The sequence below is a fragment of the Pseudomonas sp. COW5 genome (assembly GCF_026240005.1).
GTDB classification, from domain to species: domain Bacteria; phylum Pseudomonadota; class Gammaproteobacteria; order Pseudomonadales; family Pseudomonadaceae; genus Aquipseudomonas; species Aquipseudomonas kribbensis.
Genome location: NZ_JAPHVP010000001.1, coordinates 5,645,184 through 5,661,116, shown reverse-complemented (window position 1 = coordinate 5,661,116; position 15,933 = coordinate 5,645,184). Strand labels below are relative to the sequence as shown.

Below are 15,933 nucleotides of genomic sequence, written 5' to 3'. Positions count from 1 at the left end.
ACCCGCTGACAGGTCACACAGGATTTGAAGAAATTTCGACTTTCTTTCATACAATCTCTGTTACGGCGTTTTTTGAAAGCTGGGTGAAAGATTCGAGTCGATAGCCAACTAACAAAACAGGTTCTTATAACTGCTTCACTTGTACGCCTATAAGCAATCGATACAAGGCGCCGTCAAATTCTTGCTAATGTTACAGCCAGGTCTGCCAAATGACTGTTTTTACAATCATTTCCTATAATTTGGCGCCAAGGAACAGTCATGAGCGAAGCGCCTGCGTTAAGACGTTTATTGGTCGTCGACCCTTGTGACGACTGTCACCGTTTGTTGCCCGGTTTGCGTGCGGTCGGCTGGGATGTTGACAGCTGTAGCCTGGAAAATGCCGCCGACCGCAGTTGCGATGTCGGCTTGCTGCGTTTGCAGCCCTTTCACCTGGAACGTCCCGAAGCCGTTAAAGAGTTGATCAGCCGCAGCGGCACCGAGTGGATTGCCGTGCTGAATCAGGAGGTGTTGCGCCTGCAGAACGTCGGGGACTTCGTTTGTGAATGGTTTTTCGACTTTCATACCTTGCCGTTCGACGTGTCGCGGGTCCAGGTCACCCTCGGCCGGGCGTTCGGCATGGCGCGCCTGCGCGGCCAGGGCAATGTCCATGTGGACCAGCCGGAACACGAGCTGCTCGGCGACAGCAAACCGATCCGCGAATTGCGAAAGCTGCTTAGCAAACTGGCTCCCACCGAGTCCCCGGTACTGATTCGCGGCGAAAGCGGGACCGGTAAGGAACTGGTCGCCCGCACTTTGCATCGGCAATCGCAACGGCACAGCAAACCATTCGTGGCCATCAACTGCGGGGCGATTCCCGAACACTTGATCCAGTCCGAGCTGTTCGGTCACGAAAAAGGCGCGTTCACCGGCGCCCATCAGCGCAAGGTCGGACGCATCGAGGCGGCCAACGGCGGCACCCTGTTTCTGGACGAAATCGGTGATCTGCCACTGGAACTGCAAGCCAATCTGCTGCGCTTCCTCCAGGAAAAACACATCGAGCGAGTCGGCGGCAGCCAGCCGATTCCGGTGGATGTCCGGGTGCTGGCAGCCACCCACGTCGACCTTGAAGCGGCGATCGAGAAAAAGCGCTTTCGCGAGGATTTGTACTACCGGCTCAATGTGCTGCAAGTCGTGACCGCGCCGTTGCGAGAGCGGCATGGCGATCTGTCGATGCTGGCCAACCATTTTTCCCATTTCTACAGCCACGAAACCGGCCGCCGGCCGCGCAGCTTCAGTGAAGACGCGCTGATCGCCATGGGCAAGCACGACTGGCCGGGTAATGTCCGTGAACTGGCCAATCGCGTGCGACGCGGCTTGGTGCTGGCCGAAGGGCGGCAGATCGAGGCCCGTGATCTGGGGTTGATCAGTCAGCAGTCGCTGGCCACCCCGATGGGCACCCTCGAAGACTACAAGACCCGTGCCGAACGCCAGGCATTGTGCGATGTGCTGAACCGGCACAGCGACAACCTCAGTGTGGCCGCCAAAGTGCTGGGGGTTTCCCGGCCGACGTTCTACCGCTTGTTGCACAAACACCAGATCCGCTAGGGCGCGGTGCTTCTTCGGAGGAAGAAGTTGAAAAGGCCCGCTGCGATGCAAGTCGCAGCGGGCCTTTTCATGATGTTGCGTTCAGGGTGGGGCGGGTTAGAAGTAGTACGGGAATTTCAGGCTGAAGGAAAAGTCCGGGGCATCGTCGGTCATGCCGATGGACAGGTTGGGCACGATGGTCAGGTTGTCGGTGGCCGCAATGGTCATGCCGACGTTGAAGTAACCGGCGTTGGCGTCACTGGACACCACCGATTCCCAGTCCCCGCCATCCTGTTTCAGCTTGCTCTTGCGTTGTACAAGGTCAGAGACCGAGAACGACATACTCATTTTTTCATTGAGTGCGAAGGCTATGCCTGCGCCGATCTGGAAGCTGTCGCCGATGCGGACCTTGCCCGGGGTTTTCTGGTTGACCGTGGAACTGATGTCGTCAAACGACTCCTCCAGGTTGTGGGTGTAGGACAAACTGCCGAACAGCACGGCCGGGTCAAACGTCTTGACCAGCGAGATACCGGGGGTGATCGACCAGACGCCGTTACCGGTCGGCAGCGTGTCAGGCACGAACAGGTTGGTGTTGGCGTCGGTCTGGCGCAGTTTGATGCCGAACGGATCCTTGCCGGTTGGGGCCTTGACTCGCAGCGTGACCACCGCGTCCGGGGTGTTCACCGACTCGTCCATGAACTTGTAGGCGATACCGAAGTTGACGTCGCCAAGGGTCGGATCCCGCGAGACATCCTGTTCCGTGGTGACGTTGGCTGCGCCCTGATTGCCGCCGCCCGACTGATAAGTCGAATCGCGATACACCACAGGCACGTTCACATCGAACTGCCAGCGGTTATCGAAGTTGTAGCGGCCCGTCAGGTCGAGGGTCCAGGTGTCGGCCTTGATCCGGTCGAGGTTGATGTTGCCCAGAAAGATCGAGTCCAGTGCCAGGAAGCCGTTGAGAATCAGCTGGCGAGTGTCATAACGCGAATAGGTTATGCCGGTTTCCAGGCTGAACTTGCCGCCACCGAAGAAGCCGCTGGCCTCGTCGTACAGGTTGGACACACTCTGTGCTGGTTGTGAATCGTCGGCCAGCGACTGGCCATAGGATGCGCCACTGCCCCCGGCGGCGCCCCCCGACCCTGCTGCAGCCCCGGTACCGGTGGCCACTTTGGGATTGCCTTTCATGTCGGCTGGCGACTTGGCCAGACGTTTTGGTGGTGGAGAAGCCGGTTGGTCTTCGACCTGGCGGACTCGTTGCTCGAGCACCGCCAGGGCTTTCTGTTGCACTTCGTATCGTTGCTTTAGCTCCAGAAGTTCCTGTTTCAAGGTCTCCACATCCGCATCGGGTGCTGCTTGCAGCATCGCCGCGGGTAGAAGAGTACTCAAACATACAGCGGCACGCAGTGATACTGATCGATACATGAATAAGCCGTCCCTTTAAGCCCAATGGATCGAGACTCAGCGTAGTTCAATATCCGATATTGCGTAGTGCTCTGAGTTGACTCAAATTGCAGTCCAGTGCGCCGGCGCTCATGCCGTTATTGCTAAGGACAACATTGAGTTGCGTCAGGTTGTTGACGACGTTTGCATTTCCGAGCAGGCGGGTGTTCTGCAGCAGACCTCCTTGAGCCACTTGTTGCAGGGCAGTGCCCTGATTGCCTGCGGCCTGGATGGCCATCTGCACACCACCGCCGGTGGCCGAAACCGCGACACTGCCAGCGGCATTACTGCCGGAAATCGTTTGTCCGGCCATCAAGGCTTGCCCTTGGGCCGGTACCAGTGCGGGGGGCTGGTTGGCTTCGGAAACATTGATTGCCACGTTGTTGTAGGCCGTGTTGCCGTCGCCGGCGGCGCGTACGCTTTGCGTCACGCCCTGGGAACTGTTGAGTCCTGCGCCACCAATGACCGAGCCGGTACCCGTTTGCGGGGTGCTGCCGTTGCCGGTTTCCTTGATGGTCGAGACATAGAATTCGGGTTTTACGGTTGCTGCCTGCAATTGCATCGAGGTCGCAGCCCCGATCAGATCACCGCTGGCGTTGCGCCAGGTACTGCTCATGACGATGCCGAAGCTGATGATCCGCCCCGGCATGACATAACGACCGCGAAGCTGTGACAGCTCCGAATCCTGGATTTCTATGGGTTTGAATCCTGCATTGGCATAGCCTGACGCACTCGCTGCCAGGCAGGCGGCGGCCAGCCAGTATGAGGTTTTCATCTGCTGCTCCCGGGACATCCAGCCCCACTCTTTATAATCGGCGATTAAAAGAAGTCGCTCTGTATGAACCCGAAGTCCATCAATTCAGCATCTTTGACGGGGTTGAAGGTATCCAGCTTGTTCTTGGCGGTCAGCGGTGCCGGAGGACTGCGTAATGCATTGGTCTTGTCGTATCCGGGGCCGACGATGGCAAAGACAATGCCGTTCCAACCTTTGACAAAGTCATCATGGGCGTAGCGTTTGTGTCCTAAAACCGGGTCTCCGATGTAGACCCAATCCTTGTCTGCCCGCTGCAGCACCACGAAATGCTTGTAGCCGCGAATTTCCATCAGTACCACCACCGGGATAGTGACCGCGTCGAGTTTTTCCGGAGGGATCTTGTAGCCCCTGGCGCGCATGCCGATGCTTTCTATGTAGCGCTTCATGTCCAGCATCGAAAAACCTTGAGTACGGACAAGGTCCTGGTCGGAGTTGACCAGCATGCCTTTGATGATGTGCTCCTCATCGACGTCGAGCCAATAGGCCTGGCGCAGTACCGTAGCCAGTGCGGCGGCGCCGCAGCTGAAATCGGTTTTTTGTTCGACGATGTCGGAAAACTTGCGCTCACGAATGCTTTGCACGTTCTTGTAGACGAGTGTGCCACCCGGCAGGGCAGCCACGGGCATCTGGGCGGCCTGGGCGAGGCCGGAGAGGCAAAGCAGAGCGAGGAGGGTCGTCTTACGCATGATCGATACGCCTATGCGGACTGAGGAAAAGCCCCGTTTCCGGGGCTTTCGTTTCGATCGCGATTACATGCAGGCTTTGCAACCTGCAGCGATGGACAGCGAGTTGCTTTGTTGGTTGCCAACGCCGGCAGCGTTGTTGAAGCCACCGTTGCCGGACCAGCTGTTGCCTACGTTGACCATGCTGGCGTTGTTGGTGACAGGGTTTTTCCAGCCGTCTGGGGTCATCACTTGTTGAGTGGTCACGCCAGCCAGACCGAAGACACCCACGGCAACGAAATCAGATTTCTGATCTTTGCCGCCGTTGCCGCCATGGCCTCTGTCGTTGCTGCCATAACCATCATGGCCATGACCGTGGTCATCGTCTTTGGTGGTTGCGGTGCCTGCGGCCACGAATGCGCCGCCTGCGGTGAATGTGCCAGTAAGGGTATCTTTTTTGTAGGTCTGGGTGCCGTTGTTGCCGACTTGCAGACCGGTGGTGCTTTGGTTGGCGGCGGCAGCGGCTTGCGCTACACGACCACCGGATACAGCGATTGCCAGGTTGTTTTTCTGTTGGTTGAAGTTGCCGGCGGCGTTGTTCACCCCGATGTTACCCGAGCCACCGTTGCCGACGTTGTTCATGCCGGCGTTGGCAGTGCTGGAGTAGTTGGCAACGGTGTTGTTGGAGTTGACCTGGGTTGCACTGGAAGCAGACACCGCAGAACCGAAGATGAAACTTTCGTCGGCGGTTGCCAGAGCAGCGGCGTTGTCTTGCTGGTTGCCGTCGCCGGCAACGTTGTTGGCGCCGATGTTGCCGTTGGAGTTGTTCAGCGAGCCGCTGATGCCAGCGCTGTTTTGGGTGCCCTGGTTCAGGACGGTGTTGCCAGCGTTGTTTTGTACATCAAGCACTGCAGCACCGGCACCAGCGCCGATTTGCAGCAGTTCTTCAAGGGTTGGGCCTTTTGGGCCGTGATCGTGACCATGACCGTGATTGTCATCACGACCGCCTGCCTGTGCTGCGATTGCCATCACTGCTGCGAGTGCGAAAACCAGTGGTTTGAGGGCCATTGTAGGTTTCATGGTGTTTCTCCGTCGTGCTTATTAGTTGGTTAAGTGTTGGTACTTTCTAATTGCACTGCTTGTTTGGGTCAGTCAGCGACCCGGATGCTCAGGGTGTTAGCCATTCGGTTCCCCACCCCGGCACTCTGGTTCACCTGGATGACCCCTCGACTGCCGGTGAAGGCCTGATCACTTGTCGTGACCTGGCGACTGCCGGGGGTGCCAGTTGCTCCTGAGCTCGGTAACAACGCCACGTTCTGTTGGGAAAGGGCGCTATCGTCAACGCTCTGCGGAGCAGCACTGATGCTGATGCGCATGGCGTTGGCCATCTGGTTGTTGGCCCCGGAACCCTGGTTCACGCCCAGTGCGCCGTTGCCGTTACTGAATGAGGTGCCGCCGATGGTCGAGCTCGCGTTGATCGAGCGGTCGGCGGGGGTGTCGAGTTTCTGGTGAATGGTGGTGGTGGCGCTGGCCGACGTGCCGATGGCAATCGACTTGACGTTGGTCTGTTGCTGTTGGTCGCCGGCGGCCTGGTTGACGTTGAAGTTGCCGTTGTACTGCGCCCCGGAATTCTGAATGTTGGCGCTGTCCACGGCGCTTGGGTCGGCCATCACGCTGGTGCAGCCGAGGAGTGCCAAAAGGAGCAGGGAACGATTCATCTTATTGGCCTCCGGCCATGCGGGTCAGCGGAGCCAGTCCCGTGCTGAGGGAGCGGTTGATGGTGTTGGAAATCGTGCCGCCACCGCCGCCGCCGTGCCCGGCACTCATGCCGGGCAGACCATTGGGGTTGGTCAGGACGTTCATTCCGGGCATGCTGTTGTCGACAGAGATGTTGCCGCGGATCGACGAGCCGCTGGCGATGCTGGCAAAGTCACCGTCACTGAGTTCGGTATTGGTCATTGCCTGGTCGATGCGAGCGGACGGGTTGGCATTCACGGTGGTCGGGTAAGGATCTTTGCCGAAAGCGCTGCGCCCGATCGGAATGGGCTGGACGTCGCGATTGAGTACGATCACGCCATTGCCTTCGGCCTGAACGTTGAAACTGAGGAATGTGCTGGCTGCTGATCCGATCAGCAGAAGGCAAGTGAAGGCTTTGTTGATATTTCCCACGGCGGCAATTCCTTCTTCAGTGGGCTGGCCCAAGTCAGCGTTGTGAAGGAGAGAGCGAAAGCTGTGCCGGTTTTTAAATGTTCTTGGTTTTCAATGGTTTGGATCGAAGGTGTGCAGGGCTGATACAAAAGCTGTTTCAACGTTGAAACAGACCTCCGCCGATTCTGCAGGGCAAAGCCGTTGCAATGCTCTGGGACAAGGGTTTGCAGAAGGGTGTTTCAGCGATGTAACAAGTCGGGTGACAAAGCGATGAAGGCCGTTGAGACGGGGACTTTGCAGGAGAGGGAGTGTTTCAGGATCGGACACTTTTACCCCGAATCGGGGGAAATGCACGGGTCAGTCAACGCGAAAACCAGGTCAATCTGCCAGCAGGTTTCGTACGGCGTCGAAGGCTTGAGCCTGCCGCTCGGCCCAGTCGCCGTGAATAATCTGCAAAGCTTGCCGATGCTGTTCCAGCCAGGTCTTGGTGGTGTTGAAGAACGCCAGTCGTTCACTCAACTTCGGCTGGCAGCGCTGGCCATCGTCCGTCCAGTCGATCTGTTCCGGAGACAGCAACAGGTGCAGGTCGTAATGACGCGCCAGCAGTTCCGGTTCCAGCCAGTCGGGACAGTCGCCGAACAGTGTCTGGCTCCAGAGAATATTGCTCAACAGATGAGTGTCGAGAATCAGCAACGACGGCTGCTGCGCTCGCGCCTCGTCTTCCCACTGCAGTTGGCCGCGAGCAATTTCGGGAATGTCTGCAAGGCAGGTGTCCCGAGGATTCTGCTCGATGAACCAGCGCACGTACTCGTCCACCCGCAAACCGCCGAACTGTTGCTGCAGTCCGGCCGCCAGCCAGCTCTTGCCGGTGGATTCCGGACCGGTCAGAACAACGACTTTCATGCGCGCAACGCCGGATCGACGCGCCATTCCCGCCAGCCTTGCACTGCGATCAGGGTGAACAGGGCGTACAGCGCAGCGGTGAGGTAAAGGCCCTTGTAAAGGAACAGACCAACGAAGATCACATCCAGCACGAACCACAGCGCCCAGCATTGCAGGCGCTTGTGCGCCATCCAGAATTGCGCGACCAGGCTGAAAGCGGTCAACGCCGCGTCGAGCCAGGGCTGCGCGGCATCGGTCCAGTGCGCCATGGCGGCGCCCAGCAGCAGGCTGCCGACGGCGCCGATGGCCAACCCTTGCAGAATCGAACGGGAGTCGAGCCGGCTGACCTCACGCCCGTCATGCATCGTCCCGGCCCGGGTCCATTGCCACCAGCCGTAGACTTGCAGCGCGGCATAAACCACTTGCAGCAGCATGTCCGAATACAGCTTCACCTCGAAGAAGATCCAGCTGTAGAGCAGCACCATGACCAGCCCGATCGGCCAGCACCAGGGGTTCTGTTTGACCGTCAGCCAGACGGCGATCACACCGAGGGCGGCGGCAAACAGTTCGAGCCCGGACATGCAAGATCCTTGGAGGGAGTAAAAGAGGGAGCGGATTGTACCCAAAAACCGGTGGGAGTGAGCTCCCACCGGTGACCGGGATCAGACGCGGAACTGGCGCAGCAATCCGTTCAACTGCTCGCTCAACTGACCGAGTCGCACGCTGGCAGCACTCGACTGTTCAGCGGCCATTGCGGTGCTGTGGGACAGGCCGGCAGCCTGGGTGACGTTCTGGTTGATGTCCTCGACCACGTGCGCCTGTTGCAGGGTCGCACTGGCGATCGAGGCGTTCAGGCCGTTGAGGTTGCGCAGCGCCTGGCCGATGGCATTGAGGCTCGCACCGGCCAATCCGGCCTGCTCGATGGTCAGTTGCGACGCCTTGCTGCTGTCGCCGATCACCCTCACGGCGGCTTCGGAATGATTTTGCAGGCGCTCGATCATCGACTGGATTTCCGCCGTGGATTTCTGCGTGCGTTGCGCCAGCAAACGAACTTCATCGGCCACCACGGCAAAACCACGGCCCTGTTCGCCGGCCCGGGCGGCTTCGATGGCGGCGTTGAGTGCCAGCAGGTTGGTCTGCTCGGCAATCGAACGGATCACTTCCAGAACGCTGCCGATCTGCGTGCTTTCGGTTGCCAGCGTACGAATCACTTCGACGGCCTGATCGATGGTGCCGGACAACTTGTCGATCTGTTGCAGGCTGCCGTCGATGTTGATCTGGCCTTGCTGCGCCTGGGCTTCGGCATCGCGCATCTCGTTAGCAGCATGCTCGGCGTTCTTCGCCACATCCTGCACGCCGTAGGTGACTTCGTTGATGGCCGTCGCCACCAGCTCCATCTGCTGCGATTGTTGCTGGCTGCGCTGTTGGGCCTGACTCGCGTCATTGCCCAGTTCAGTGGAGGACTGGCCCAGCGCGCTGGCCGACACCTGCAAATCACCGATCACCCGGCGCAGCTTGGCGGTGAAGGCATTGAAGTGATGGGCCAGTTGCGTGACTTCGTCCTGACCGTGGGTATCGAGGCTGCGCGTCAGGTCGCTTTCGCCGCTGGCGATGTTGGCCATGGCGTTCACGGTTTCCTGCAAGGGGCGGACGATGCTGCGGGCAATCAGTATCACCAGCACGCCCATGATCAGTGCGATGACCAGGCCTACGACGGACGCCTTGATCACCTGGCCCTGAAACTCGGCCTGCACATCGTCGACGTACACGCCGGAACCCAGCACCCAGCCCCACGGCTCGAACAGTTTCACGTAGGAGGTCTTGGCCACCGGCTCGCTGGCTCCGGGCTTCGGCCAACGGTAATCGACCATGCCGGCGCCCTTGGCCTTGGCGATGGCGACCATTTCGTTGAACACCGCAAAACCGTCCGGGTCGCGGATCGCCGAGAGGTTCTGGCCTTCGAGCTTGGGATTGGTCGGGTGCATGACCATCACGGGCGTGAGGTCGTTGATCCAGAAGTAGTCGTTCTGGTCGTAGCGCAGGCCGCGAATCGCGGTCAGCGCCTGTTTCTGGGCGGCGTCGCGGGTCAGGGTTCCGGCCGCTTCCAGGCCCTGGTAGTAGGTCAGCAAACCGCTGGCGGTCTGCACCACATGCTGGGTTTTCTGGGCCTTGGCGTGATACAGGTCATCGTGGATCTGCTTGAGCATCAACAGGCCCAGGGTCAGCAGCATGACCACCGCCACAATCAAGATGAGCCACAAGCGTCGGCTGATCGACACACTGCGCAAGCTGTTCATAACGCTGTCACTCCGATTTCTTTTTCTTGTAATAAATCACCGCCAGCATCCAACCACGTTTCAGTGGCCGGGCATACGCGACCCAAGTCGTAGTGCGCGGCAGCGCGATTACGGCTTGTCTGTTAGGATTTCGGCCCCGTGGCTGAAAACCTGAACCCAAGTTGCCATTTCACGGAATTTTGACCGTTTCGTGTGGATCCTTGGCGCGCGGAATCGGTACAGCAACAAACCGCTACGCTGATCGCAGTGAACGTAAAAAAATACTATCGGGGCATGCCTGAGCGCATCGCTCTTTGGGGGATTGATGGACCTTTGGACCGCCTTGCAGGCACTGATTCTTGGAGTTGTAGAAGGGCTGACGGAGTTTTTGCCCATTTCCAGTACCGGACACCAGATCATCGTCGCCGACCTGCTGAATTTCGGCGGCGAACGCGCCATGGCGTTCAACATCATCATTCAACTCGGCGCGATTCTCGCGGTGGTCTGGGAGTTTCGTCGCAAGATTCTCGACGTGGTCATCGGCTTGCCGACCCAGCCGAGTGCCCGACGCTTTACCGCCAACCTGCTGATCGCCTTCCTGCCCGCCGTGGTGCTGGGCGTGATCTTTGCCGATCTGATTCACAAATACCTGTTCAACCCGATCACCGTGGCGACGGCGCTGGTGGTGGGCGGTTTCATCATGCTGTGGGCCGAGCGCCGGCAGCATGAAGTGCACGCCGAGACCGTGGACGAGATCACCTGGAAGGATGCGCTGAAGGTTGGCTTCGCCCAGTGTCTGGCGATGATCCCGGGCACCTCGCGCTCCGGCTCGACGATCATTGGCGGCCTGTTGTTCGGTCTGTCGCGCAAGACTGCCACCGAATTCTCGTTTTTCCTGGCGATGCCGACCATGGTCGGTGCGGCGGTGTATTCGGGCTACAAGTACCGCGCGCTGTTCGTGCCCGCGGACTTCCCGGTGTTTGCCATCGGTTTTGTCACCGCATTCGTCTTCGCCATGATCGCCGTGCGCGGTTTGCTGAAGTTCATCGCCAGCCACAGCTATGCGGCATTCGCCTGGTACCGGATCGTGTTCGGTCTGTTGATTCTGGCGACCTGGCAATTCGGCTGGGTGGACTGGGCGGCGGCCAAGGCATGAGTGACTCCCGCGCACACCGCCCGGATCGCGGCCCGTCCGGTGGCAGCATCCAGCATTTGAAGTTGAAGCTGGTGGTGTTGCTGATCGTCTGCGCGTTGCCGCTGTTCGGTTCGCTGTCGATGTGGCTGCGCGGAATCTCATTGGTACCGTTGATGGCCTACGGGATTGTCAGCGTGCTGGCGTTCTTCCTGTACTGGGCGGACAAGCGCAAGGCTCGCGCCGACGCCTGGCGCACTCCGGAAAACGTCCTGCACGCCGTGGAACTGGCGGGCGGCTGGCCGGGCGCATTGATCGCCCAGCAAGTCTTCCGGCACAAGACGCGCAAGGTGTCGTTTCAGATTCTGTTCTGGGTGATCGTGGCGCTGCATCAGGTTTTCTGGATCGATCAACTGTTCCTCGGTTCGAACCTGTTGGCGTTGGGGTAGGGCTACAGCAGCAAACCCACCTGGGTTTTCTTCGGCAATTTGCTCACCACCAGTTGATGAGAGCGTTGCAGCAGTCCTCGCAGTTCCTCGGCGCCCAAAGGGTAGGGCGGGTGCATGATGATCCACTGCGCCCGTGCCAGGTACGGCGCCGGGTGAATGCCCGGCCGGTCGCAATGGCCGAGAAACAGATCCTTGTCGACCTTGAACGCCAGCGACTCGCCGCGCAGCCCCTGCAAGGCGAACATCTTGTTGCCGGCAATCGAAAAAACCCGCACACCGCCCCATTTGTAGTCTTCCCGGGCACCGGGCAATGCCAGGCAGAAGTCCGCGACATCCTTCTCGCTCATCTTTCCTTGTTTCATAACAGCCGCTCTCCACAGGCATTGAACGATTCGACCAGATGATCGATCCACGCGCGCACCGCCGGCATCACTCCACGCCGATGCGGATACACCGCTTGCAGCCAGCCGCCGGGCAACGACCACTCCGGCAGTAACTGCACCAGCGTGCCGTTGTTGAGCTCCGCTTCGCAATACATCATCGGCAACAGGGTGAAACCCTGGCCGGCCAGCACACACGCCTTGCGCACAATGAAGTCGTCGATGCCCAGCCGTGCTTCCAGCGCCAGATCGCAACTCTTGCCGTGCTGATCGAGCAGGCGCACATGCACCATGCGATCGGCTTCCAGCGCGCCGAGCACCGGCAGGTTTTTCAAGTCCTGCGGATGATTGATTTCCACGCCCTGTATAAAGGAAGGGCTCGCGACCACCACCATTTGCGCCTGACGCAAACGGCGGGTCACCAGCATCGGTTCTTCGTCGCCGTGTTCGCGAACACGCAGGGCGACGTCGATGCCTTCGGTGAGGAGGTCGACCCGGCGATTGATCAGGGTGACTTCCAGTTGCACCTGCGGGTATTTGCCGAGGAAGTTACTGATCACCACCGGCAGCATTTCGTGGGCCAGCCCGGTCGGGCTCGAAACCCGCAGGCGGCCACGGGGTTCGCTGGACATGCTGGCCACCGTCTCGTCGGCCATTTCCGCTTCCAGCAGCATCGCCTGGCAGTGGCGCAGATAGCGTTCGCCGACTGCGGTCAGCTTCAACTGACGGGTAGTGCGTTGCAGCAGGCGCGCGCCCAGGCGTTCTTCCAGTTCGGCAATCCGTCGCGACAGGCGCGACTTGGGAATGCCCAGCAAGCGGCCGGCAGCGGCGAATCCGCCGGCCTCGACCACTTTGGCGAAATAGTAGAGATCGTTGAGGTCTTGCATGGGGAATTCCGACTGTTCTATCAGTGGGACAAACTATCGCATTGTTGCCGTCTAATCAGCTATTGGTTTCGTAGGTAGGATTGTCTCCATTCCGTCGCCACCGGCGATTCTTTCCAGGAGATTCCACTATGAAACTGCTGCACATCGATTCGAGCATTCTGGGCGACAACTCCGCTTCCCGTCAGCTGAGCACCGAAGTCGTCAAAGCCTGGCAAGCCGCCGAGCCAAGCGCTGTCGTGACCTATCGCGACCTGGCTGCCGACGCCATCAGCCACTTCTCGTCCACCACTCTGGTCGCCGCCGGCACCACCGCTGAACTGCGCAACGCCGCACAACAGCACGAAGCCGAGCTGAGCGCCACCACCTTGGCCGAGTTCATCGCTGCTGACGCCATTGTTGTTGCCGCGCCGATGTACAACTTCACCGTGCCAACCCAGCTCAAAGCCTGGATCGACCGCATCGCCGTCGCCGGCCAGACTTTCCGCTACACCGAAGCCGGCCCTGAAGGCCTGTGCGGTGGCAAGAAAGTGATCATCGTATCGACTTCGGGCGGCATCCACGCCGGCCAGGCTTCGGGCGTCGCTCACGAAGACTACCTGAAACTGGTCTTCGGCTTCCTCGGCATCACCGACATCGAAATCGTCCGTGCCGAAGGACTGGCTTACGGTGAGGAAGTTCGCAACAACGCCATGAGCGCGGCCCACGCCCGCATCAGCGAGCAACTGTTCGCCGCAGCGTAAGGCTTTCGTAAAGAACAGCTCTCGTTCAGGCAACACTCAAAAAACTCTGTATTCTGGTTCTGCAAGGGCCAGATACGGAGTTTTTTGTGTCCGACTGTTACATAATCTGGCCCGGGTTATGCAGTCTTACGATCAACGTCTGAGTGCAACGCCGCGCCGGATCACCGAACCACGGAGTTTCGGGCGTCGAACACAACGGATCTTTCGATTGAGTAACAACAGGGTGGGGCATCCCATGATGCGTCTTTGTGCAACGTTACTGATTTGCCTGCTCGGCAGCCTGAATTCAGTGCACGCAGCCCCCGGCCAGCACCCACGCTGGAGCGTCGGTTATCACGAGATGACGTTCCTCGATCCGCTCGACCTGCAACCGATGCGTGCCATCGCGTTCTATCCCTCCAGCGACCGCGAGCACATGAGCCTCCTCGAGGGTTATTCGGTCGAAGCCGGTGAAGACACCAAAATCGCCCTCGGCCGCTTTCCGATGCTGATGCTGTCCCACGGCAACACCGGCACGCCGCTGGCCCTGCACGACCTCGCCACATCGCTGGCCCGCAAGGGCTTTGTGGTGGTGGCAGTGATTCATCCCGGCGACAACTCCAAGGACCACAGCCGCCTCGGCACCTTGAGCAACCTCTATGGGCGCCCGATCCAGATTTCCGAAGCCATTACCGCCACGCTTGGCGACCGCATGCTTGCGCCGTTCGTGAACGCCGATCAGGTCGGCGTGATCGGTTATTCGGCGGGTGGTGAGACCGCGTTGATTCTTTCAGGCGCGCAACCTGACCTGGATCGCTTGCGCCGTTACTGCCAGGAGCGTCCGGACGACCGCGACGCCTGCAACACCCAGGGCGAACTGATCGTCGATCGCGATGACCTGCAACCGGTGGCCGACCCGAGAGTCCACGCCTTGCTGTTGATGGCGCCGCTGAGCCTGAAATTCGGCCGGCACACCCTGGCCGACGTGCATGTGCCGGTGCTGCTGTACAGCGGCGATGGCGACAAACTGGTGGCCTTCGACAAGAACGCCGCCGCCCTGGCGCGCAAACTGCCGACCGCACCGGACTTCAAGTTGCTGGCCGGGGCCGGGCACTTTGTGTTCATGGCACCGTGCAATGAAGAGCAGATCCGTGCGATGCCGGCGTTATGCACCGATGCTGACGGGGTGGATCGCGAAGACATCCATCGCAACCTGATTTCCGAAGCCGGGCGGTTCTTCTCCCATGCGCTGGGCAAGCCTTCCCGGGCGGGGATGCAGACGGCGGATCAGTAAGCGTCAGGCCATCGCCCGACGCTTGAGCCACAAGGTCAGCGCCAGTCCGGTCACGGACAACAGCGCTGCGCACAGGAAGATCCACGAATACCCCAGATTCAATGCCACCGCGCCCATCAACGGCCCGGCAACCGCGAGTGCCAGATCGAAAAACACCGCGTAAGCACTCAGCCCGGCACCGCGACTGGAGTTGGGCACCTGCTTGATGGCTTCAACCCCCAGCGCCGGGTACACCAGCGACAGCCCGAACCCCGCCAGCCCGGCACCGATCAGTGCGTAACCGGTGGACGGTGCGAGCCACAGCAACAACAGCCCGACGGTTTCGATGCTCATGCAGGCGATGGCCGAAGCGAAGCCACCGAATCGGGCGATGGCGGAAATGAACAACAGCCGCGACAGGATGAAGCACACACCGAACACCGTCAGGCAGTAGGCCGCACCGGTCCAGCCGCGATTGAGGTAATAAAGGGTGATGAACGTGGTCAGGGTGCCGTAACCGATCGAGGCCAGGCTCAAACTGGCACCGAACGGCGCGATCCGCCCGAATACCGCCCAGAACGGCAAACGCTCGCCGCGCACTACCGGCACGGAAGGCTTGGTGCGAATCAGCAGCAGAGCGCCGGCGGCCAATACCGACAGCGCAATGCCGAGGCTGGTAAAGCCATAATCGGCCACCATCAGCACGCCCAGTGGTGCACCGATAGCGATGGCGCCGTATGAGGCGATGCCGTTCCAGCCGATGGATCGGGCAGTGTGCTCGGCGCCGACCTGGCCCATGCACCAACTGATGGTGCCGACACCGATCAGGCCTTGCGCGATCCCGAGCAGCAAACGCCCGGCAATCAGAATGATCAGGCTTGGTAGCGGGAAGTCCTGGAGCACAGTCGACAGGAATGTCAGCACACCGCTGAGCACGATCCCCAGCAAGCCGTAAACGATGGCGCGTTTGGTGCCGACGGTATCCGACATGCGCCCGGCCATGGGACGGCTGAGCAGGGTGGCCAGGTATTGCGAACCGATCACCAGACCCGCAACGACGGCGCTGAAGCCCAGCTGTTCGTGCACGTAACCGGGCAGCACTGCAATCGGCAGGCCGATGCAGAGGAAGGCGATAAAGGTGTAGAAAACGATGGAGACGATCTGCAGGGTGATCGCCATGGAGCTTTGCGGTGGCTGTTGCTGCGCAGACATGAGGGCTCGTTCGCGGGCGGCGGTGGGAGAGTCCGCATCATGGCTTGGCGCTGGAATAAAAGAAAGCAGGCTAACTATCTTTCCTGGGCGCAA

Annotated in this window: 17 protein-coding genes; 5 read left to right on the top strand and 12 right to left on the bottom strand. The window is 59.9% G+C overall.

Going from position 1 to position 15,933, the window contains the following annotated elements; all coding sequences use genetic code 11:
• The first annotated feature begins 258 nt into the window (after positions 1-258).
• Complete coding sequence (locus OQ248_RS25790) at positions 259-1,584, top strand: sigma-54 dependent transcriptional regulator (RefSeq protein WP_114882782.1); 1,326 nt, start codon at positions 259-261, stop codon at positions 1,582-1,584.
• 96 nt (positions 1,585-1,680) lie between these two features.
• Here the strand turns inward: OQ248_RS25790 and OQ248_RS25785 are convergent, their stop codons facing one another.
• The 9 genes from OQ248_RS25785 to OQ248_RS25745 all read right to left on the bottom strand — a co-directional run bounded on the left by OQ248_RS25785 (position 1,681) and on the right by OQ248_RS25745 (position 9,809).
• Complete coding sequence (locus OQ248_RS25785) at positions 1,681-2,988, bottom strand: hypothetical protein (protein WP_265814527.1); 1,308 nt, start codon at positions 2,986-2,988, stop codon at positions 1,681-1,683.
• A 46-nt stretch (positions 2,989-3,034) separates the two neighbouring features.
• Entirely contained in the window at positions 3,035-3,781 is a 747-nt protein-coding gene (locus OQ248_RS25780) for a hypothetical protein (RefSeq protein WP_265814526.1), read from the bottom strand.
• Between the two features lie 44 nt (positions 3,782-3,825).
• Positions 3,826-4,506, bottom strand: a complete 681-nt coding sequence (locus OQ248_RS25775; protein WP_119426171.1) for a C39 family peptidase — start codon at positions 4,504-4,506, stop codon at positions 3,826-3,828.
• Between the two features lie 63 nt (positions 4,507-4,569).
• The gene (locus OQ248_RS25770) at positions 4,570-5,562 is read right to left on the bottom strand and encodes a heme utilization protein (RefSeq protein ID WP_265814525.1); all 993 of its coding nucleotides are present in this window, start codon (positions 5,560-5,562) and stop codon (positions 4,570-4,572) included.
• A gap of 68 nt (positions 5,563-5,630) precedes the next feature.
• Entirely contained in the window at positions 5,631-6,200 is a 570-nt protein-coding gene (locus tag OQ248_RS25765; RefSeq protein ID WP_119426169.1) for an adhesin, read from the bottom strand.
• Between the two features lies 1 nt (position 6,201).
• The gene (locus tag OQ248_RS25760; RefSeq protein ID WP_119426168.1) at positions 6,202-6,651 is read right to left on the bottom strand and encodes a hypothetical protein; all 450 of its coding nucleotides are present in this window, start codon (positions 6,649-6,651) and stop codon (positions 6,202-6,204) included.
• Between the two features lie 357 nt (positions 6,652-7,008).
• Positions 7,009-7,533, bottom strand: a complete 525-nt coding sequence (locus OQ248_RS25755; protein WP_265814524.1) for an AAA family ATPase — start codon at positions 7,531-7,533, stop codon at positions 7,009-7,011.
• Positions 7,530-8,093, bottom strand: coding sequence for a nicotinamide riboside transporter PnuC (gene pnuC / locus OQ248_RS25750; protein WP_265814523.1), 564 nt, complete (start codon positions 8,091-8,093; stop codon positions 7,530-7,532). The genes OQ248_RS25755 and pnuC overlap by 4 nt, the downstream gene beginning before the upstream one ends.
• A gap of 81 nt (positions 8,094-8,174) precedes the next feature.
• Positions 8,175-9,809 carry a methyl-accepting chemotaxis protein gene (locus tag OQ248_RS25745; protein WP_265814522.1) on the bottom strand — a complete coding sequence of 545 codons (1,635 nt, stop codon included), beginning with the start codon at positions 9,807-9,809 and terminating at the stop codon, positions 8,175-8,177.
• Between the two features lie 304 nt (positions 9,810-10,113).
• Here OQ248_RS25745 and OQ248_RS25740 point away from each other — a divergent pair, with 304 nt between their 5' ends.
• Together OQ248_RS25740 and OQ248_RS25735 are read left to right on the top strand one after the other, a co-directional pair.
• Positions 10,114-10,944, top strand: coding sequence for an undecaprenyl-diphosphate phosphatase (locus OQ248_RS25740; RefSeq protein WP_114882802.1), 831 nt, complete (start codon positions 10,114-10,116; stop codon positions 10,942-10,944).
• Positions 10,941-11,369, top strand: a complete 429-nt coding sequence (locus OQ248_RS25735; protein WP_265814521.1) for a DUF1294 domain-containing protein — start codon at positions 10,941-10,943, stop codon at positions 11,367-11,369. Before OQ248_RS25740 ends, OQ248_RS25735 begins: the two co-directional genes overlap by 4 nt.
• 2 nt (positions 11,370-11,371) lie before the next feature.
• On the opposite strand, the gene OQ248_RS25730 is transcribed toward OQ248_RS25735, so the two are convergent.
• Together OQ248_RS25730 and OQ248_RS25725 are read right to left on the bottom strand one after the other, a co-directional pair.
• Positions 11,372-11,731, bottom strand: a complete 360-nt coding sequence (locus OQ248_RS25730; RefSeq protein WP_085708154.1) for an MmcQ/YjbR family DNA-binding protein — start codon at positions 11,729-11,731, stop codon at positions 11,372-11,374.
• Positions 11,728-12,636, bottom strand: coding sequence for a LysR substrate-binding domain-containing protein (locus OQ248_RS25725; protein ID WP_265814520.1), 909 nt, complete (start codon positions 12,634-12,636; stop codon positions 11,728-11,730). The genes OQ248_RS25730 and OQ248_RS25725 overlap by 4 nt, the downstream gene beginning before the upstream one ends.
• Positions 12,637-12,764: 128 nt before the next feature.
• Between OQ248_RS25725 and OQ248_RS25720 the strand changes: the two genes are divergently transcribed.
• Together OQ248_RS25720 and OQ248_RS25715 are read left to right on the top strand one after the other, a co-directional pair.
• Positions 12,765-13,376: an FMN-dependent NADH-azoreductase gene (locus OQ248_RS25720; RefSeq protein ID WP_265814519.1), complete on the top strand. Its 612-nt coding sequence runs from the start codon at positions 12,765-12,767 to the stop codon at positions 13,374-13,376.
• Positions 13,377-13,611: 235 nt separating this feature from the next.
• Positions 13,612-14,649 (top strand): dienelactone hydrolase, encoded by a 1,038-nt coding sequence (locus OQ248_RS25715; RefSeq protein ID WP_085708151.1) that lies wholly within the window; start codon positions 13,612-13,614, stop codon positions 14,647-14,649.
• Between the two features lie 3 nt (positions 14,650-14,652).
• On the opposite strand, the gene OQ248_RS25710 is transcribed toward OQ248_RS25715, so the two are convergent.
• Positions 14,653-15,840 carry an MFS transporter gene (locus OQ248_RS25710; RefSeq protein WP_265814518.1) on the bottom strand — a complete coding sequence of 396 codons (1,188 nt, stop codon included), beginning with the start codon at positions 15,838-15,840 and terminating at the stop codon, positions 14,653-14,655.
• Between the last annotated feature and the right edge of the window lie 93 nt (positions 15,841-15,933).